At 62.6% G+C, this 19,324-nt stretch carries 17 protein-coding genes; 16 read left to right on the top strand and 1 reads right to left on the bottom strand.

The window, feature by feature from the left end; all coding sequences use genetic code 11:
- The first annotated feature begins 42 nt into the window (after positions 1–42).
- The 14 genes from QCE69_RS14815 (at position 43) to QCE69_RS14750 (ending at position 14,380) form a co-directional block, all read left to right on the top strand.
- Positions 43–822 (top strand): ParA family protein, encoded by a 780-nt coding sequence (locus tag QCE69_RS14815; protein WP_309931342.1) that lies wholly within the window; start codon positions 43–45, stop codon positions 820–822.
- Positions 823–868: 46 nt separating this feature from the next.
- Positions 869–1,771, top strand: coding sequence for a ParB/RepB/Spo0J family partition protein (locus QCE69_RS14810; RefSeq protein ID WP_309810907.1), 903 nt, complete (start codon positions 869–871; stop codon positions 1,769–1,771).
- 12 nt (positions 1,772–1,783) lie between these two features.
- Positions 1,784–2,920, top strand: a complete 1,137-nt coding sequence (locus QCE69_RS14805) for an SLC13 family permease (protein WP_309931340.1) — start codon at positions 1,784–1,786, stop codon at positions 2,918–2,920.
- A gap of 211 nt (positions 2,921–3,131) precedes the next feature.
- On the top strand, positions 3,132–3,677 hold the full coding sequence (locus QCE69_RS14800) for an ATP synthase subunit I (protein WP_309919238.1): 546 nt from the start codon (positions 3,132–3,134) through the stop codon (positions 3,675–3,677).
- A gap of 176 nt (positions 3,678–3,853) precedes the next feature.
- The gene (atpB, locus tag QCE69_RS14795) at positions 3,854–4,705 is read left to right on the top strand and encodes a F0F1 ATP synthase subunit A (RefSeq protein ID WP_309810900.1); all 852 of its coding nucleotides are present in this window, start codon (positions 3,854–3,856) and stop codon (positions 4,703–4,705) included.
- A 94-nt stretch (positions 4,706–4,799) separates the two neighbouring features.
- Entirely contained in the window at positions 4,800–5,069 is a 270-nt protein-coding gene (atpE, locus tag QCE69_RS14790) for a F0F1 ATP synthase subunit C (RefSeq protein ID WP_007180033.1), read from the top strand.
- Between the two features lie 134 nt (positions 5,070–5,203).
- A complete protein-coding gene (locus QCE69_RS14785; RefSeq protein WP_309931339.1) occupies positions 5,204–5,674 on the top strand; it encodes a F0F1 ATP synthase subunit B in 471 nt (156 codons plus the stop codon).
- A gap of 2 nt (positions 5,675–5,676) precedes the next feature.
- Positions 5,677–6,219, top strand: coding sequence for a F0F1 ATP synthase subunit delta (locus QCE69_RS14780; RefSeq protein ID WP_309810895.1), 543 nt, complete (start codon positions 5,677–5,679; stop codon positions 6,217–6,219).
- A gap of 69 nt (positions 6,220–6,288) precedes the next feature.
- Entirely contained in the window at positions 6,289–7,830 is a 1,542-nt protein-coding gene (gene atpA / locus QCE69_RS14775; protein ID WP_309931337.1) for a F0F1 ATP synthase subunit alpha, read from the top strand.
- Between the two features lie 113 nt (positions 7,831–7,943).
- A complete protein-coding gene (gene atpG, locus QCE69_RS14770) occupies positions 7,944–8,828 on the top strand; it encodes a F0F1 ATP synthase subunit gamma (RefSeq protein WP_309919235.1) in 885 nt (294 codons plus the stop codon).
- 38 nt (positions 8,829–8,866) lie between these two features.
- On the top strand, positions 8,867–10,261 hold the full coding sequence (atpD, locus tag QCE69_RS14765) for a F0F1 ATP synthase subunit beta (protein ID WP_309919232.1): 1,395 nt from the start codon (positions 8,867–8,869) through the stop codon (positions 10,259–10,261).
- Positions 10,262–10,342: 81 nt separating this feature from the next.
- The gene (locus tag QCE69_RS14760; protein WP_309919230.1) at positions 10,343–10,768 is read left to right on the top strand and encodes a F0F1 ATP synthase subunit epsilon; all 426 of its coding nucleotides are present in this window, start codon (positions 10,343–10,345) and stop codon (positions 10,766–10,768) included.
- Positions 10,769–11,076: 308 nt separating this feature from the next.
- Positions 11,077–12,807, top strand: a complete 1,731-nt coding sequence (locus QCE69_RS14755) for an AMP-binding protein (protein WP_309931335.1) — start codon at positions 11,077–11,079, stop codon at positions 12,805–12,807.
- 625 nt (positions 12,808–13,432) lie between these two features.
- A complete protein-coding gene (locus tag QCE69_RS14750; RefSeq protein WP_309931334.1) occupies positions 13,433–14,380 on the top strand; it encodes an alpha/beta hydrolase in 948 nt (315 codons plus the stop codon).
- A gap of 4 nt (positions 14,381–14,384) precedes the next feature.
- Here the strand turns inward: QCE69_RS14750 and QCE69_RS14745 are convergent, their stop codons facing one another.
- Complete coding sequence (locus tag QCE69_RS14745; RefSeq protein ID WP_309919221.1) at positions 14,385–15,239, bottom strand: transporter substrate-binding domain-containing protein; 855 nt, start codon at positions 15,237–15,239, stop codon at positions 14,385–14,387.
- Between the two features lie 214 nt (positions 15,240–15,453).
- On the opposite strand from QCE69_RS14745, the gene hemE reads away from it, so the two are divergent.
- Together hemE and QCE69_RS14735 are read left to right on the top strand one after the other, a co-directional pair.
- Positions 15,454–16,551 carry a uroporphyrinogen decarboxylase gene (hemE, locus tag QCE69_RS14740; RefSeq protein ID WP_309919219.1) on the top strand — a complete coding sequence of 366 codons (1,098 nt, stop codon included), beginning with the start codon at positions 15,454–15,456 and terminating at the stop codon, positions 16,549–16,551.
- A 477-nt stretch (positions 16,552–17,028) separates the two neighbouring features.
- Entirely contained in the window at positions 17,029–19,269 is a 2,241-nt protein-coding gene (locus QCE69_RS14735; protein ID WP_309919216.1) for a primosomal protein N', read from the top strand.
- The last annotated feature ends 55 nt before the right edge of the window (positions 19,270–19,324 follow it).

The following is a 19,324-nucleotide window of genomic DNA, read 5'->3' as shown; positions in this document are numbered from 1 at the left end:
CACGCTGATCTTCTGACAGCGGAATAACGAGGACACTAAACGATGGCAAAAATCTTCTGCGTCGCAAATCAGAAGGGCGGCGTTGGAAAGACCACGACGGCGGTCAACCTCGCGGCGAGCCTCGGCGGGCTCGGGCAACGCGTACTGCTGATCGATCTGGATCCGCAAGGTAACGCAACCATGGGCAGCGGCATCGACAAGGCAGCCTGCGAGAACACCGTGTACGAAGTGCTCGTCGATGGCGTGGCCGTTCGCGACGCCCGCGTGCGTCCCGGTGCAGTGAACTACGACGTGGTACCGGCCAATCGCGAACTGGCAGGCGCGGAGGTTGAGCTCGTCGACATGGAAAATCGCGAGCGCATCCTGCGCACCGCGATTGCCGAGGTAGTCGATGACTATGACTTCGTCCTGATCGATTGCCCCCCGGCGCTGTCGCTGCTGACGCTCAACGCATTGTGCGCGGCGCACGGCGTCGTCATTCCGATGCAGTGCGAGTACTTCGCGCTGGAAGGACTGTCCGACCTCGTGAACACGATCAAGCAGGTCCATGCCAATCTCAACCGCGAGCTGACGGTCATCGGCCTGCTGCGCGTGATGTTCGATCCGCGGATCACTTTGCAGCAACAGGTGTCGGACCAGCTGAAGGAGCACTTCGGCAGCAAGCTGTTCGATGTCGTCATCCCGCGCAACGTGCGTCTTGCCGAGGCGCCGAGCTACGGGCTGCCGGGGGTCGTGTTCGACAAGTCGTCGCGCGGCGCCCAGGCGTATATCCAGTTCGGCACGGAAATGATCGAGCGCGTGCGCGCGCTGAACGTGAACTGAGCAACACCCATTCGATGCGGCAGCGAACGCCGACGGAGGAACCGAAATGAGCGCTGTGATGAAGAAGAAGGGGTTGGGCCGGGGCCTGGATGCATTGCTCGGCGGCAGTGTCGACATCACCGAAGCCGTGCGCGGTGAGGGCACGCCCTCGGTGCTGGCGCTGGACAAGCTGCAGGCCGGCAAATACCAGCCGCGAACGCGCATGGACGAAGGCGCGCTCCAGGAGCTGGCCGCGAGCATCCGTGCTCAAGGGTTGATGCAACCCATTCTCGTGCGCTCGGTAGGCGACAACCGCTACGAAATCATCGCGGGCGAACGACGGTTTCGAGCCGCGCGGCTGGCCGGACTCGACGAAGTGCCGGTGCTCGTGAAAAACGTGCCAGATCAGGCCGCGGCGGCGATGGCGCTGATCGAGAACATCCAGCGCGAGGACTTGAATCCGCTCGAAGAGGCGCAGGGCATCCAGCGTCTGCTCGATGAATTCCGTTTTACGCACGAACAGGCAGCAGAGTCGGTCGGCCGCTCGCGCAGTGCCGTATCCAACCTGCTGCGCCTGCTCAATCTGGCGACACCCGTCCAGACGATGCTCCTCGCCGGCGATCTCGACATGGGCCACGCACGCGCGCTGCTGGCCGTGGACGCCGCCACGCAGATCCAGCTGGCCAATCATGTGGTCAACCGCCGCCTGTCGGTGCGTGAAACCGAACGTCTCGTCGCGGCGACGACGAAGGAAGCGCCGGCGACCAAAGCGCGTGTAGCTAACGATGGTGGCCGCGATACGCGCCGTCTGGAAGAAGAACTGTCCGATTTGTTGTCCGCGAACGTAAAGATCAAGGTCGGTGGAAGAGGGCGCGGCAAGGTCACGATCGACTTCGGCACGCTCGATTCGCTCGAAGGCATCCTGAGCAAACTGCGTGGCAGCATCGAATCGACTACACCGACTGCCTGACGATCGCGGATCGTGTCCGAGGTCAACGTCAAGCGTACGCGGCCGGACTGGATCGGACGCATCTGGAGGACCGTCTCGAAGGAGCCGGTCCTCGCCATTCTGGTGTTCGCGCTGGTCGTGCTGCAGGTCGTGCAGCCGCGCCCGTGGCCGTCCTTGCCTGGCCTCGTCGACTGGCAAACGGTCCTGACGCTCGCGGGTCTTCTGATCCTGACGAAAGCCATCGAATTATCAGGATTCCTGATGTGGGCGGCGCATCGGCTCGTGCATCACATCCACGGCGAGCGCACGCTTGCATTGCTGCTGGTTGCGCTCGCGGCGGGCCTGTCCACCGTGCTCACCAACGACGTCGCGCTCTTCGCGGTCGTGCCGCTTGCGCTGTCGCTGCACAAGCTCGCGCCCTTGCCGATCAAACGGCTGGTCATCGTGATCGCGCTCGCGGTGAATGCGGGATCGATTCTCACGCCGCTCGGCAATCCGCAGAATCTCTTCCTCTGGCAGACGAGCGGTGTCGCGTTCGGCGCCTTCGTCTGGACGATGCTGCCGCTGTGCGCGGCGTTGATGGTGCTGCTGGCCATCGTGACGTTCGCGATGTTCCGCGGCGCGCCGCTCGACCTGTCCAGCGACGTCGAAGAGCATCGGGTGGATCGCGTGCTGTGCGTCGTCAGTGCCGTGGCGTTCGCCGCGTTCGTCTATCTCGCCGATGCCCATCATGTCGGACCCGCGCTCGCCGTCCTGGCTGCCGGATTCCTGCTCTGGCGGCGTGAGGCAGTCTTCAAGATCGACTGGCTGCTGCTGCTCATCTTCGTGCTGATGTTCATCGTGTTGCGCAGTGCCGCTGCATTGCCCGTGATTCATCAAGCCATCGCGCATCTCGGCATCGACACGCCGGTCAGGGCGTACGCGGCGGGCGCCGTGCTGTCGCAGGGTATCAGCAACGTTCCGGCTGCCATCGTGCTCGCCGAGTTCTCGAAGGACTGGCGTGCACTGACCTTCGGCGTGAGCGTGGGTGGCTTCGGCATCGCCATCGGTTCACTGGCCAATCTGATCGCGGTCAGGCTGTCTAACGAGAAGGGCATGTGGATGCCGTTTCATATCGTATCGATCCCGTTCTGGATCGTGGCGATGATCATCGGATGGGTGCTTGTTTGAGGCTCGGAGACACCTCTGCCAGCACATGAGAATCTGCTTGCAATTGCAAGGAAAGTCTCGTTTTCGAGAACCTTTTCGGCATGCTTTTTCACTGCCTTTTGACACACCTAAACTATTGAATCCGTGACAACAATCGCTTACAATCGCCCGGATTTATCAGCTAGGCCACCTCGAAAGCGCCGCGAAAGCGCAGGGTGATTTCCCCGGACTTTTGGTTGAAGGTTTGAAGACGGTGCGAGAGAAAAATCGAGCGCCGGACGCGCATGCAACCGACGCTGCGCACGTCCCCGGAAATCAGCCGCACAGTACGTCGAGCGAGTCGTGGGACGCCGAAGCGCAAGATAACAATATCGTTCCGCTCACGCGGGATCAGGCAGAGAAGCTGTTTGGCCCGGAAGTGAGTCGTCCATCGCGTGTCACGCCGTTTCGGGTCGTGGCGGCGCAAATGGTTTTGTCCCTGGGTGCGACGCTGCTGTGGTGGCTGTTTTACAAGCCACCGGGCGATGCTGCGCTGTCAGCCTTCCTGGGAGGAGCGATCTGCTGGGCGCCGAGTGCCTTGTTCGCCGCGCGCCTGAAGGCAAAGAGCGGCGCGGAGACGATCGTGAGCTGGATGATCGGCGAGGCGCTCAAGATGGGAGCGACGATTGCTATGTTCGTGGCGATCGCGTTCTGGTACAAGAGCGCGTTGTGGCTGCCGCTGCTCGTGACTTACATCATCGCTCTGAAGACTTACTGGGTTGCAATGGCGCTACGGTGACATTCCATGACGTCCCAGGTAAGCGCCCGCAGCACCGATTGCAAGTAGCATCATGAATGAACAGGTGCGGAACAGTTTCCGCACTCGGGCCTCCCGCCCGGAGACGCGACGCGAAGCGGCGTCCCGGCAGCGGCAGGCGGCGAAAGATTTTTGACAATTTGGGTGGCTTTAACGATATGGCAGCTAGCGAAGGAACGCACGCTCTGGATCCGTCCGAGTACATTGCGCACCACTTGCAGAATCTTTCCACGCATACGCAGACGTCGATCTTCGACATCCACGTCTGGAATCTCGACACGCTGTTCTGGTCGATCGTATGCGGTCTCCTCACCATCGTCATTCTCGGCCTCGCGGCGCGCAAGGCGACCTCCGGCGTTCCGGGCCGTTTCCAGTGCGCCATCGAGATGCTGGTCGAGATGGTCGAAGACCAGTCGAAGTCGATGATCCACGGCAGCCGCCGCTTCATCGCTCCGCTCGCGCTGACCGTGTTCGTCTGGGTCGCCCTGATGAACTCCCTCGACTTCATCCCCGTTGACCTGCCGGGCCGTCTGATCGGCTGGCTCGGTCTCGAGCATGTCCTGCCGCACCATCGCATCGTGCCGACCGCCGACCTCAACGGCACCCTCGGCATCGCGCTCGGCGTGTTCGTGCTGATGATCTACTACAACTTCAAGATCAAGGGCGCGGGCGGCTTCGTTCACGAACTGCTGTCGGCTCCGTTCGGCGCGCATCCGCTGCTGTGGATTCCGAACCTCGCGCTGAACATCATCGAGTTCGTCGCCAAGACGGTTTCGCTCGGCATGCGGCTGTTCGGCAACATGTACGCCGGCGAACTGCTGTTCCTGCTGATCGCCCTTCTGGGCAGCATGTGGTCGTTCGGCGCGGATCTGTCGTTGCTCGGCTTTATCGGCCACGTGGTCGCGGGCACCGTCTGGGCGATCTTCCACATTCTGATCGTGCTGTTGCAGGCGTTCATTTTCATGATGCTGACGCTGGTGTATATCGGCCAGGCGCATGACTCGCACTAAAGCAGCCGCACGTTCCGGAAGTTTTCAGGTTTAGGTTTCACAAGTTTCAATTTTTATAAATCCAGTTCCAAAGTCTTTAATCAAAGGAGTGATCATGCAAGCTTTCATCGCCAACATCCAGGGTCTGACCGCCATCGGTATCGGCATCATCATCGGCCTGGGTGCAATCGGCGCCTGTATCGGTATCGGCCTGATGGGCGGCAAGTACATTGAAGCGTGCGCCCGCCAGCCGGAACTGATGAACCCGCTGCAGACCAAGATGTTCCTGCTGGCTGGTCTGATCGACGCGGCGTTCCTGATCGGCGTTGGTGTGGCAATGCTGTTTGCGTTCGCGAACCCGCTGCTCTCGAAGCTCGCAGGCTGAGGTTCCTCGGAAGTGTGCGTCTGACTCTTTCAAGACGCCAGAACGGAACGGGTGAGGCGCTGATCGAGCTCAACAAGCCGATGAGCGCCTTTTAACCGTATTCCCTCCGATCAAGCAACGTTTAAGGAAACACCGTGAATCTCAACGCAACCCTGTTTGCGCAAATGGTCGTGTTTCTGATCCTCGCGTGGTTCACGATGAAGTTCGTGTGGCCGCCGTTGATCAACGCCCTCGACGAGCGCTCGAAGAAGATTGCCGACGGCCTCGCCGCCGCCGACAAGGGCAAAGCGGAACTCGAAGCAGCGCACAAGCGCGTCGATCAGGAACTCGCGCAAGCACGCAACGACGGCCAGCAGCGCATTGCTGACGCCGAGAAGCGTGCTGCCGCCGTCGCAGAAGAAATCAAGGCGAATGCCCAGGCCGAAGCCGCGCGCATCGTCGCTCAAGCCACGGCTGACGCCGACCAGCAGATCGTGAAGGCACGCGAGACGCTGCGTGCGGAAGTGGCTGCGCTGGCCGTCAAGGGCGCCGAGCAGATCCTGAAGCGCGAAGTCGACCAGAACGCTCACGCCGCTCTGCTGAATCAACTCAAAACCGAGCTCTGATCATGGCCGAACTTGCAACCATCGCTCGTCCTTACGCAGAAGCGCTGTTCCGCGTGGCCGAAACCGGCGATCTCGCGGGCTGGTCCACCTTCGTCGAGGAGCTGGCACAGGTTGCGCGTCTGCCCGAAGTGGAATCGGTCGCGTCGAGCCCGAAGGTGAACCGTCAGCAAATCATCGATCTGCTGCTCGCCGCGGTGAAGTCGCCGCTCGCTCAAGGCAACGCTCAAGCAAAGAATTTCGTCGGCATGCTGGTCGAGAATCATCGCCTGCCGCTGCTGCCGGAAATCGCCGTCCAGTTCGACGAGCTGAAGAACGCCCGCGAAGGTGCGGCCGACGCGCTGATCGTGAGCGCGTTCCCCCTCGAAGGCGAACAATTGAACGACCTCGTCGCCAGTCTCGAACGCAAGTTTCAGCGCAAGCTGAAGCCGGTTGTCACGGTGGATCAGTCGCTGATCGGCGGCGTTCGCGTGACGGTCGGCGACGAAGTGCTCGATACCTCGGTCCGCGCGCGCCTCGCCCGCATGCAGACGGCTCTGACCGCTTAATTTGCGAATTAATGCGGCCAACCGTGTCTCTAGCGGGCACGCAACAGAATTGACTATCAGGAGCGAATAATGCAACTCAATCCCTCTGAGATCAGCGAGCTGATCAAGAGCCGGATCCAGGGCCTTGAAGCGAGCGCGGATGTTCGCAACCAGGGCACCGTGATCTCCGTGACCGACGGTATCGTGCGCATCCACGGCCTGTCGGACGTGATGCAGGGCGAAATGCTCGAATTCCCGGGCAACACTTTCGGCCTCGCGCTGAACCTCGAACGTGACTCCGTCGGCGCCGTTATTCTCGGCGAGTACGAGCACATCTCGGAAGGCGACATCGTCAAGACGACGGGCCGCATTCTCGAAGTGCCGGTCGGTCCGGAACTGATCGGCCGCGTGGTCGATGCGCTGGGCAACCCCATCGACGGCAAGGGTCCGATCAACGCAAAGAAGACCGATGCCATCGAAAAGATCGCGCCGGGCGTGATCTGGCGCAAGTCGGTGTCGCAGCCGGTGCAGACGGGCCTGAAGTCGATCGACGCCATGGTGCCGATCGGCCGCGGCCAGCGCGAGCTGATCATCGGCGACCGTCAGTGCGGCAAGACCGCGGTGGCCGTCGACGCGATCATCAACCAGAAGGGCAAGGACCTGTTCTGTATCTACGTCGCGATCGGCCAGAAGGCTTCGTCGATCATGAACGTGGTGCGCAAGCTCGAAGAAACCGGCGCGATGGCATACACCATCGTCGTGGCGGCTTCGGCTTCGGAATCGGCCGCGATGCAATACCTCGCGCCGTACGCCGGCTGCACGATGGGCGAATACTTCCGCGACCGCGGCCAGGACGCGCTGATCGTCTATGACGACTTGACCAAGCAAGCGTGGGCGTATCGCCAGATCTCGCTGCTGCTGCGCCGCCCGCCGGGCCGCGAAGCATATCCGGGTGACGTGTTCTATCTGCACTCGCGTCTGCTCGAGCGTGCGGCCCGCGTCTCGGAAGAGTACGTCGAGAAGTTCACCAACGGCGAAGTGAAGGGCAAGAGCGGTTCGCTGACGGCGCTGCCGGTCATCGAAACGCAAGCCGGCGACGTCACCGCGTTCGTTCCGACGAACGTGATCTCGATTACCGACGGCCAGATCTTCCTGGAAACCGACCTGTTCAACGCCGGTATCCGCCCCGCCATCAACGCGGGCGTGTCGGTGTCGCGCGTCGGCGGTGCGGCTCAGACGAAGGTCGTGAAGAAGCTGTCGGGCGGTATCCGTACCGACCTGGCGCAGTATCGTGAACTGGCTGCGTTCGCGCAGTTCGCATCGGACCTCGACGAAGCCACCCGCAAGCAGCTGGAGCGCGGCCGCCGCGTGACGGAACTGCTGAAGCAGCCGCAGTATCAGCCGCTGCAAGTGTGGGAACTGGCTGTGTCGCTGTTCGCGGCGAACAATGGCTACCTGGACGACCTGGAAGTTTCGCAAGTGCTGCCGTTTGAAAAGGGCATGCGCGAATTCCTGAAGACCAGCCACGGCGATCTGATCAAGCGCATCGAAGACAACAAGGACTTGGCGAAGGACGACGAAGGCGCACTGCATGCCGCGCTGAAGGACTTCAAGAAGTCGGGCGCTTATTGATCGGGATAGAGAGGCAACGCGCGATGTTCAACAACATCGCGCGGCTTCGATCCGCGTTGCATGGGGCCCGAGTAAGCGCTAAAGCGCCAACTCGGGCCGACAAGGAGTAAGCAATGGCTGGAATGAAGGAAATTCGCGGCAAGATCAAGAGCGTGCAGAACACGCGCAAGATCACCAAAGCGATGGAAATGGTCGCCGCATCGAAGATGCGCCGCGCCCAGGAGCGCATGCGTTCCGCCCGTCCGTATGCCGACAAGGTCCGCGCAATCGCCTCGCACATGAGCAAGGCCAACCCCGAGTATCGCCACCCGTTCATGGTGGAGAACAAGGGCGCGAAGACCGCCGGCCTGATCCTCGTCACCACCGACAAGGGTCTGTGCGGCGGCATGAATACGAACGTGCTGCGTGCGTCGCTGAACAAGATCAAGGAACTCGATCAGAGCGGCGTGAAGATCGAAGCATCGGCGATCGGCGGCAAGGGTCTGGGCTTCCTGAACCGGCTGAAGGCGCAGGTCGTGTCGCAAGTCACGCAACTGGGCGACACGCCGCATCTGGAAAAGCTGATCGGCGCGATCAAGGTGCAGCTCGACTTGTATTCGGAAGGCAAGATCAACGCGGTGTACCTGGCGTACACGCGCTTCGTCAACACGATGAAGCAGGAAGCGGTGATCGAGCAACTGCTGCCGTTGTCGGTGGATGACCTTCACGCGAAGGATGAAGACGGCGAAACGCCGAAGACTTCGTGGGACTACATCTACGAACCGGACGCGCAGACCGTGGTGGACGAGCTGCTCGTGCGCTACGTCGAGGCGCTGGTTTATCAGGCTGTCGCGGAAAACATGGCCTCTGAGCAATCCGCGCGCATGGTCGCGATGAAGGCCGCGTCGGACAACGCGAAAACCGTGATCAACGAACTGCAGCTCGTCTACAACAAGAGCCGCCAGGCCGCGATTACGAAAGAATTGTCGGAAATCGTCGGCGGCGCCGCAGCGGTCTGACGGCCGCGTGAAAGAACACAGTATCTAAAGGAAATGCGATGAGTACCACTGCTTTGGTAGAAGGCAAGATCGTACAGTGCATCGGCGCCGTTATCGACGTGGAGTTTCCGCGTGCAGAGATGCCGAAGATCTACGACGCGCTCATTCTGGAAGGCACCGAACTGACGCTCGAAGTCCAGCAGCAGCTGGGCGACGGCGTGGTTCGCACCATCTGTCTGGGTGCTTCCGACGGTTTGCGCCGCGGCACGATGGTCAAGAACACGGGCAAGCCGATCAGCGTGCCGGTCGGCAAGCCGACGCTGGGCCGCATCATGGACGTGCTCGGCCGTCCGATCGACGAAGCCGGTCCGATCACCGCGGAAACCACGCGTTCGATCCACCAGAAGGCGCCGGCGTTCGACGAACTGTCGCCGTCCACGGAACTGCTCGAAACCGGCATCAAGGTTATTGACCTGATCTGCCCGTTCGCGAAGGGCGGCAAGGTCGGTCTGTTCGGCGGTGCAGGCGTGGGCAAGACCGTGAACATGATGGAACTCATCAACAACATCGCGAAGGAACACGGCGGTTATTCCGTGTTCGCCGGTGTGGGTGAGCGTACCCGTGAAGGGAACGACTTCTATCACGAAATGAAGGACTCGAACGTTCTCGACAAGGTCGCGCTGGTGTACGGCCAGATGAACGAGCCGCCGGGCAACCGTCTGCGCGTCGCGCTGACCGGTCTGACGATGGCCGAGCACTTCCGTGACGAAGGCCTGGACGTGCTGTTCTTCGTCGACAACATCTACCGTTTCACGCTGGCAGGCACGGAAGTGTCGGCACTGCTCGGCCGTATGCCTTCGGCAGTGGGCTATCAGCCGACGCTGGCTGAAGAAATGGGCAAGCTGCAAGAGCGCATTACGTCGACCAAGACCGGCTCGATTACGTCGGTTCAGGCCGTGTACGTCCCTGCGGATGACTTGACCGACCCGTCGCCGGCTACGACCTTCGGCCACCTGGACGCAACCGTCGTGTTGTCGCGTGACATCGCTTCGCTGGGTATCTACCCGGCCGTGGACCCGCTCGATTCGACCTCGCGTCAGATCGACCCGAACGTGATCGGCGAAGAGCACTACACGATCACGCGCGGCGTGCAGCAGACGCTGCAGCGCTACAAGGAACTGCGCGACATCATCGCGATTCTGGGCATGGACGAACTGTCGCCGGAAGACAAGCTGTCGGTCGCGCGCGCGCGCAAGATCCAGCGTTTCCTGTCGCAGCCGTTCCACGTCGCTGAAGTGTTCACGGGCTCGCCGGGCAAGTACGTGCCGCTGAAGGAAACCATCCGCGGCTTCAAGATGATCGTGGAAGGCGAATGCGATCATCTGCCGGAGCAGGCGTTCTACATGGTCGGCACGATCGACGAAGCCTTCGAAAAGGCCAAGAAGATCCAGTAAAGGTCGGGTTATTTCAGGCGGACGCCACTGCCTTGCAGCGGCGTCCACGAAATACACTGACCGACACAGGAGTCGACACATATGGCAACCATCAAGGTAGACGTCGTCAGCGCGGAAGAGCAGATCTTCTCGGGCCAGGCGAAGTTCGTCGCGCTGCCGGGCGAAGCAGGTGAACTCGGCATTCTGCCGGGCCACACGCCGCTCATCACGCGCATTCGTCCGGGCGCGGTGCGCATCGAGGCGGAAGACGGTTCGGAAGAGTTCGTGTTCGTTGCCGGCGGGATTCTCGAAATCCAGCCGGGCATCGTGACCGTGCTCGCCGATACCGCCATTCGCGGCGCCGATCTCGACGAAGCGAAGGCAGAGCAAGCGAAGAAGCGTGCCGAAGAAGCGATGCAGGACAACAAGTCCGAACTCGAATACGCCACGGCGCAAGCCGAACTGGCGTACGCGACGGCGCAGCTCGCAGCAATCCAGCGTCTGCGCAAGGTTCACGCAAGGCACTGACACGCAGCACGCTTCTACGCGTGTTCAGCGTTGAGAAAGCAGCCTTCGGGCTGCTTTTTTTATGCTTGATGCGAGAAGCGGATTGGGCCTTTTCTGCATATCGGATGTGCAGCCTCTGACGCGCCGCTCCGTAGACCCTTGATTCATCGACTTTCTCGTTCAAGGCGCGCGGAATGTTCGCGCGGCATTGCGGGGAAACACTCAATGCCCGCCGGCAAGATCGCCATGCACAATGGCTTTCATCGGCCCTTACAGCGGCCAGCCACATACGCCGGCACAGGGCGGCGAATCCAGGCGGAGAGTGATCGATGGCGATTGAACAGACGCAGGCGGGTGCGCAGGTCGAACCGCGCGACGGCGTGTCCTACGTACGCGGTGCAACCGATATCCCCTTGAGCGAAGCAACCGTATCGCGCTTCCTTCTCGACACCGTTCGCCGTTTTCCGGATCGCCCCGCGGTGGTGTTTCGCGAGCAGGGCATCCGCTGGACGTGGCGTCAGTTCGCCGACGAGGTCGATGCGCTCGCAAGCGGCCTGCTGGCGCTGGGGATCCAGGCGGGCGATCGCGTGGGAATCTGGTCGCCGAACCGGGCCGAATGGCTGTTGACCCAGTTCGCCACGGCGCGCATGGGCGCCGTGCTGGTGAACATCAATCCGGCGTATCGGCTGGCCGAGCTCGAATATGCGTTGAACAAGGTCAGCTGCAAGGCCATCATCGCCGCCGAGCAGTTCAAGACGTCGAAGTACCTGGAGATGCTCGAGTCGCTCGCGCCTGAACTCGCCCACGCCGAGCCCAACGCGCTGCGCGCCCAAAAGCTGCCCGAGTTGCGCGCGGTGATTCGCATGGGCGAGGCGAGCCGTCCCGGCATGCTCAACTTCGCCGACGTGATGCGCCGGGGCCGCGAACAACGCGACAGTGCAAAGCTGGACGCGCTGGAAGCGGTGTTCAATCCGGACGAACCGATCAATATCCAGTTCACGAGCGGCACGACCGGCAACCCGAAGGGGGCGACGCTTACGCATCGCAACATCGTCAACAACGCGCGCTACATCGCCATGGCGATGCGGCTCACCGAGCAGGACTCGCTGTGCGTTCCAGTGCCGCTGTACCACTGCTTCGGCATGGTGCTGGCGGTGCTCGCGTGCGTATCGACGGGCTGTGCGATGGTCTTCCCCGGCGAGGCCTTCGACCCGGGCGCAACGCTCGCCGCCGTCCACGAAGAGCGATGCACGGCGCTGCACGGTGTGCCGACCATGTTCATCGCCGAACTGGATCACCCGGATTTCAGCAAGTTCGATCTCAGCCGCCTGCGCACCGGGATCATGGCCGGCTCGCCGTGTCCGATCGAGACCATGAAGCGGGTCGTGTCGAAGATGCATTTGAGCGAGATCACCATCGCTTACGGCATGACGGAGACGAGCCCGGTGTCGTTCCAGAGTTCGACCACCGATCCGCTCGACAAGCGCACGACGACCGTCGGACGGGTCCAGCCGCATCTCGAAGTGAAGATCGTCGATCCGCTGGGCGAGATCGTGCCGGTTGGCGAGACGGGGGAACTCTGCACGCGCGGCTACTCGGTCATGAAAGGCTACTGGGGCGACGAGGCGAAGACGCGCGAAACCGTGGTCGACGGCTGGATGCATACCGGCGACCTCGCCACGCTCGACGCCGAGGGCTATTGCAACATCGTCGGCCGGCTGAAGGACATGTTGATCCGCGGCGGCGAGAACATCTATCCGCGCGAGATCGAAGAATTCCTGTTCCGCCATCCGAAGGTGCAGTCGGTCCAGGTCTTCGGTGTCCCGGACCAGAAGTATGGCGAGGAAGTGTGCGCGTGGATCGTCGTGCGCCCGGGCGAGCAAATGAGCGAGGACGAAGTGCGGGACTTCTGCGCGGGCCAGATCGCGCATTACAAGGTGCCGCGTTACATTCGTTTCGTCGACGACCTGCCGATGACGGTAACCGGGAAGGTGCAAAAATTCGTCATGCGCGCCCGCATGATCGACGAGCTGAAGCTTTCGGAGAGCCGGACAGCCTGACGACGCGGATGATTCAGCCAAAACGAAGAAGGGAGCGCAGTGCGCTCCCTTCTGTCATGGGACGAAACGTTGGCGCTGCCGAAGCTCTTCAAAGCTCCCGAACGGCGCAAACGTTTGTTCAGGCAAAAAAAAAGCGGGCCTGGAGCCCGCTAAAAACCACACGCTACGGGGTTAGCGCGAGGAGACCAAAGGTGAGATGTTTCGAGCAAGAGACTCGAAAAACGATCCCAGCAAAGATGCCCCAAAAGTGAGCTTCGGCGATTGCCGACCATTGGAAACGCGGAGTTTTTGACTCGCACGCCCAATACATCCGTGTTGAAACCGTTTGAACAGATTGTGGGCGAATTGAATCCGCGTCGCCGTAACAAAGTGTTTCAGGTTGTAACCCCCGTCCTGTAAGGCTTTCAGGAAATTTTCTCGCGCAAACTGTGGGTTTCGCGTGGATATATTGCCTGAACATCGAAACGTTCACTTCATCGGATTGTTCGAATGAAAAAATGCCGACTTAAGGACTAGTGCGATTATTCTAATCGTCCGAGAAAATAGAACACGTGGACGCATGTAAACGGAGCGCAAAACCCGAAATGCGGGCGTCCTTTCCAAAAAACGCACCATGGAGACAAGCATGACCATCGATGCAGCCCTGCTCCGTTACTACCAGCAAGTCGCCCAGGCCTTTCCGCTTCCCGCGCTGGACGACGATGCGCGAGCAGTGCGAGACCGGTTCAGCAAAATCGCCCGCGCCTACGCAGGCCCGAGCGATGCCGATGTCACGACCGAGGACATCGAGATCCCGCTCGAAGGCCGCTCCGTCAACGCGCGCATATACAAACCCGCCGGCACCACCGGCCCTTTGCCGCTCCTCGTGTATTTCCATGGCGGCGGCTGGGTGGTCGGCGATCTGGAAACGCACCACGGCCTTGTCGCGCGGCTTGCACGGGACGCCCAATGCGCGGTGGCGAGCGTCGACTACCGGCTGGCGCCCGAGTTTCCCTTCCCTGCGCCCTGTGCCGACGCACTCGACGCGCTGATCTGGCTCGCCGAGCACCGATCCCGGCTCGGCTTCGCGACTGACCGCCTGGCCGTGGGCGGCGACAGCGCCGGCGCCCATCTGGCGGTGGTCGCCGCGCGCGGGGCGAACCACCAGGTGGCCGGCATCGTCGACTTGCAGGTGCTGCTCTATCCGGTCATGCGGCAGCAGTTCGACAGCCCGAGCTGCGTGGCCAACGCGAATGGTCCAGGCCTCACCAACGAAGAGATGAGGTGGTACTGGGCCCGGTTCTTCGCGGCCGGCGTGCCGGATTCCGACGACGCCCGCGCCTTCCCGCTCGCTGAACCGTGCGAGCGCGCGCCGGCTCCCGCGCTGATTGTCGCGGCGGCCTATGACCCGCTCTACGACGACGCCTACGCCCTGAAAAGCTTTCTCGAAGCCAACGGCGGCCGCGCCGAAATGATCGACGCGCGCGACATGACGCACGGATTCGCCCGCCTGCATGCGCATTCCGAGGCGGCGCTCGCCTGGCTGCGCAAGATCGGCGTGCGCACCGGCGAGCTGCTGCGGGCAGGGCGCTGAGCCCTTACTTCAGCCACTTGTCATACACCGCCTGATACTCGCCCGACGCGCGGGCGAGATGCAGCCACTGGTCGACGTACTGCTGGAACACCACGTCGCCGCGCGGCAGCAGATACGCCTTCTCGCCGAACTGAAACGGCTTGTCCGGATGCACCGAGCACAAGCCGGGGTTGAGCTTCTGCTGGAGCAGCGTCTCGGAGGCGTCCGTGACCATGACGTCCGCTTTGCCGTCGAGGATCTGCTTGAAGATGGTCACGTTGTCCGGATATTCGATCAGCTGCGAGTGCGGGAAATACTGCTTGGCAAAGCGTTCGTTCGTGCCGCCGGGATTGACGATGGTGCGCACGCCCGGCTGGTCGATCTGCGCGACCGTCTGATACTTGTCCACATCGTCGCAGCGGACGATGGGCGTCTTGCCGTCTTCCATATACGGCGCGGTGAAGAACGCGCGCTTCTGCCGTTCCAGAGTGGTCGAAACGCCGCCCACGGCGATGTCGCACTGTGCGATGAAGTCGTTCATCAGGTTTGACCACGACGTCTTCACGTATTCCACCTTCGCGCCGAGCGACTTCGCGAGGCTCTCTGCCAGATCGATGTCGATGCCTTCGAACTGGCCGTCCGGCCGCAGGAACGAATACGGCTTGTAGTCCCCGGTGGTGCAGACGCGCAGCGTGTGGCGCGCGAGAATGCTGTCGAGGCGTGTGGCCGGCGCGCTGGCGACAGGCGCAGACGCCGGAGCCGGCGGTGCGCCTGAGACGGCGCCCGCCTGAACGGTCTGGGCATGCGCGGCGCCCGCGAATGCGGACGACAGCACGACGCTGCAAAAGGCTGCGGCAAGACGGACAGACGTGCGTTTCATTGATTCTCCCGGTTGTCTTTGTTTCTGGTGGGTTGTAACGGGCGATGACCGTCCAGCGATCATAACGAGCCTTTCGACGGCCCGACAGTCGGCCGAACGGCATAGGCCGGCGCCGTGTGAGACTCTCCGAATCGTCCGGATCCGTCAACGGCAACGCTCGGGCGGTCCGGTAGAATGAATGATTCTCCGCCTTCAGCACTGAGCACCGAGCGACGTGGCACACACACTTCTGAACGACACCTTCCTGCGCGCGCTGCTGCGCCAGCCCACCGACTACACGCCGATCTGGCTGATGCGTCAGGCAGGCCGCTACCTGCCCGAGTACAACGCCACGCGGACGCGCGCCGGCAGTTTCCTGGGGCTCGCGAAGAACCCGGATTACGCAACCGAAGTCACGCTCCAGCCGCTCGAACGCTTTCCGCTGGACGCCGCCATCCTCTTTTCCGACATCCTGACCGTGCCTGACGCCATGGGCCTCGGGCTGAATTTCGTGCAGGGCGAGGGTCCGCGCTTCGAGCGGACCGTGCGCACGGAAGACGACGTGAAGCGCCTCGCGGTGCCGGACATCGACAGCACTTTGCGCTACGTCACCGACGCCGTCAGCCAGATCCGGCGCGCGCTCACTGATTCGCAGGGTCGCCAGAAAGTGCCGCTGATCGGCTTCTCGGGCAGTCCGTGGACGCTTGCGTGTTACATGGTGGAAGGCGGCGGTTCGGACGACCACCGTACGGTCAAGTCGCTGGCTTATGCCAGGCCGGACCTGATGCACCGCATCCTCGACATCAACGCGCAGGCAGTGGTCGCATACCTGAATGCGCAGATCGAAGCGGGCGCGCAAGCCGTGATGATCTTCGACACGTGGGGCGGAGCGCTTGCGGACGGCGCCTACCAGCGCTTCTCGCTCGATTACATCGCGAAGATCGTCGCGGGGCTGAAGCGCGAGCACGACGGCGCGCGGGTCCCGGTCATCACCTTCACGAAGGGCGGCGGCCTGTGGCTGGAGGAGATCGCGGCGACGGGTGTCGATGCCGTCGGGCTCGACTGGACCATGAACCTCGGCCGGGCGCGGGAGAAAGTGGGCGCGCGCGTCGCGCTGCAGGGAAACATCGATCCGAACGTGCTGTTTGCGCCGCCCGCCGCGATCCGCATGGAAGCACGCGCCGTGCTCGACAGTTTCGGCAACCATCCGGGCCACGTTTTCAACCTGGGCCACGGCATTTCGCAATTCACGCCGCCGGAGCATGTCGCGGAACTGGTCGACGAGGTGCATCGGCATAGCCGCGCCATTCGGGCTGGACAAGGCTCGCGGTAATCAGCGTCGCCGAGCCGCTGCGTCCGAAAGCCCGTGTTACGAACGCATGTTGCGCTGCAATGTCACGATCGCGGCTGGAATCGTCAGCGGGTGTAGCTTTTTGTCGCAATCGCCCGTCTCACGCGGAGTCCGGCGATGTCAAGACTGAACTTATACACATTTCGTTCGCTGCGGCGCGCCATCAGACCTATGGCCTGAAAGAGCTGATGCGGCATCTCTATATGTGCTTTAAGTCCATGAATGATAAGAGTTTTAATCGGCATGACCCGAAATGTGGGCTAGCGCACATAAGGGTTTCGTGACGGGCTTTGCGGCATGCCCGCCAGCACTTCTCAACAAAGTTATCCACAAGGCTGTGGAAAGCATCGGAAATCCAAAACTAATCTGCGGTTTACCAACGATTCTGATGTTTTACTTTAACTTCAGCCGGGCAATCCATGCTTCTGTCCCACGCCCACCGGGCCGGAGCTGTGGATAATGGCCGACCTTTTCGTGCGCGTCGCCGTGGACCAGCCCATGCCGGTGCTGTTCGACTATCGCTATGCGCTGGCCGAGGCTCCTGTTGAAGGATCGCTGGTGCTCGTGCCGTTCGGCCGGCGCGAAGTGGTGGGACTGATCTGCAAGATCGCGTCCACGACCGATGTCCCCGCCGGCAAGCTGCGCAGCGTAAGCGCGATCTGCGTGTCTTGCCCGCCGCTTTCGGAGTCGTGGATCGCGCTCGCGGAGTTCGCGGCCGACTACTATCAGCGTGGTCTTGGAGAAGTCGCGCTGCCGGCGCTGCCGCAGGCGCTGCGTGACGCGTCGAGGTGGAATCGCCTGTTTGCCGTCGAAGCGCGTTACCGCTTGCTGGCCGAGGGACGCGACGCCCTGCCCGATGCCTTGCCCGCCCGCGCCAGCGCGCTGCGACGTCTGGCGCAGACGCTCGCCGAACAGCCTGTTCTCGGCCTCGGTGACGCCCGCGCCCTGCACCCCAAGGCGGGCGCGACGCTCGAAGAGTGGTTGGGACGCGGCTGGATCGAGCAAGTGAATGAGGGCGCCCCGGCGTCGCCACCTCAAGCCACGCCGACCGGCAACGCCCCCCTTCCGGTGCTGACCGACGAACAACGCACAGCCGTCGACGCCATCTCGGCCGCACAAGGTTTCGCCCCGTTCCTGCTGCACGGCGTAACGGGAAGCGGCAAGACCGAGGTGTATCTGCAGGCGCTGGCGCAGTTGTTCGCCGCACGCCCCTACGCACAGGCGCTCGTCCTGGTGCCCGAAATCAATCTGACGCCGCAGTTCGAGGCCGCCTTTCGCGCGCGTTTCGCGGGCCTCGCGGATGGAGCCATCGTCACGATGCACAGCGGTCTCGCAGAAGGCGAGCGCGCGCGCAACTGGCTGGCCGCGCACACGGGGCACGCGCGCATCGTGCTGGGCACGCGTCTCGCCATCCTGGCGTCGATGCCGAATCTGGCGATGATCGTCGTCGACGAAGAGCACGACCCCGCCTACAAGCAGCAGGAAGGCTTGCGCTATTCGGCGCGCGATCTCGCCATCTATCGCGCCAAGCAGCTCGACATCGCCGTCGTGCTGGGCTCAGCGACGCCGTCGCTCGAAACCTGGTGGCAGACGGAGCAGGGCCGCTACACGCGCCTGACGCTTACACGGCGGGCCGTCGCCGAGGCCGTGCTGCCGGGCATCCGGCTCATCGATCTGGAAGAAGAGCGGCGCCGCGGCCGCGCCTCGGTCGACGGGCTCTCGGGGCCGTTGATCGCCGCATTGAAGACACGTGTCGAGCGCGGCGAACAGAGTCTCGTGTTCCTGAACCGGCGTGGCTATGCGCCGATCCTGTCATGCGACGCCTGCGGCTGGGTCGCGGGCTGCCCGCGTTGCAGCGCCTATGCCGTGCTCCACAAGCCGGAACGGGCGCTGCGCTGTCACCACTGCGGCTGGGAGTCGCGCATTCCGAAGTCGTGTCCGGATTGCGGCAACATCGACATCGCGCCGATGGGCCGCGGCACGCAGCGCGTCGAGGAGACGCTCGCGAGCGTGGTGCCGGGCGCGCGCGTGCTGCGCATCGATGCCGACAGCACGCGCCGCAAGGGCAGCGCACAGGCGCTGTTCTCCGATGTCCACGCCGGGGAAGTCGACATTCTGGTCGGCACGCAGATGATCGCGAAGGGGCACGACTTCCGTCGCGTGACGCTCGTCGGCGTGCTCAATGCCGACCTGGCGCTGTTCTCACACGACTTCCGCGCCAGCGAACGCCTCTTTGCCCAGCTGACGCAGGTGAGCGGCCGGGCGGGACGCGCCGGCCTGCCTGGCGAAGTGATGATCCAGACGCGCTATGCGCGCCATGCGCTCTACCAGGCGTTGACGCGCCAGGACTATGCGGGATTCGCCAATTCGACGCTGGCCGAACGGCGCGACGCGCATCTTCCGCCGTTCGTCTATCAGGCGATGCTGCGTGCCGAGGGACGCACGCTCGAAGCGGCGCTGGCCTTTCTGGAGCAGGCAGCCGCCGGCTTCGCGCCGCTGCCGGGCGCCGAGCGCGTGACGGTGTACGACGCCGTGCCGCTGACCATCGTGAAAGTGTTCAACGTGCACCGCGCGCAATTGCTGCTGGAAAGCAACTCACGCGCGGCGCTGCAAGCCGCGCTGCGCGCGTGGCAGCCGGTGCTGCGTTCGCTGAAGGGTGTGTTGCGCTGGAATGTGGAAGTCGATCCACAGGACGTCTGATGCTGACGCGAGAGCGGCAGGCAAAGTCATGCCGCTTCGAAGACTCAGGACTTTG

The sequence above is a fragment of the Caballeronia sp. LZ032 genome, assembly GCF_031451315.1.
GTDB lineage: Bacteria > Pseudomonadota > Gammaproteobacteria > Burkholderiales > Burkholderiaceae > Caballeronia.
Note: the sequence above shows the minus strand (reverse complement) of the source record. Positions and strands in the feature narration are given on the sequence as shown.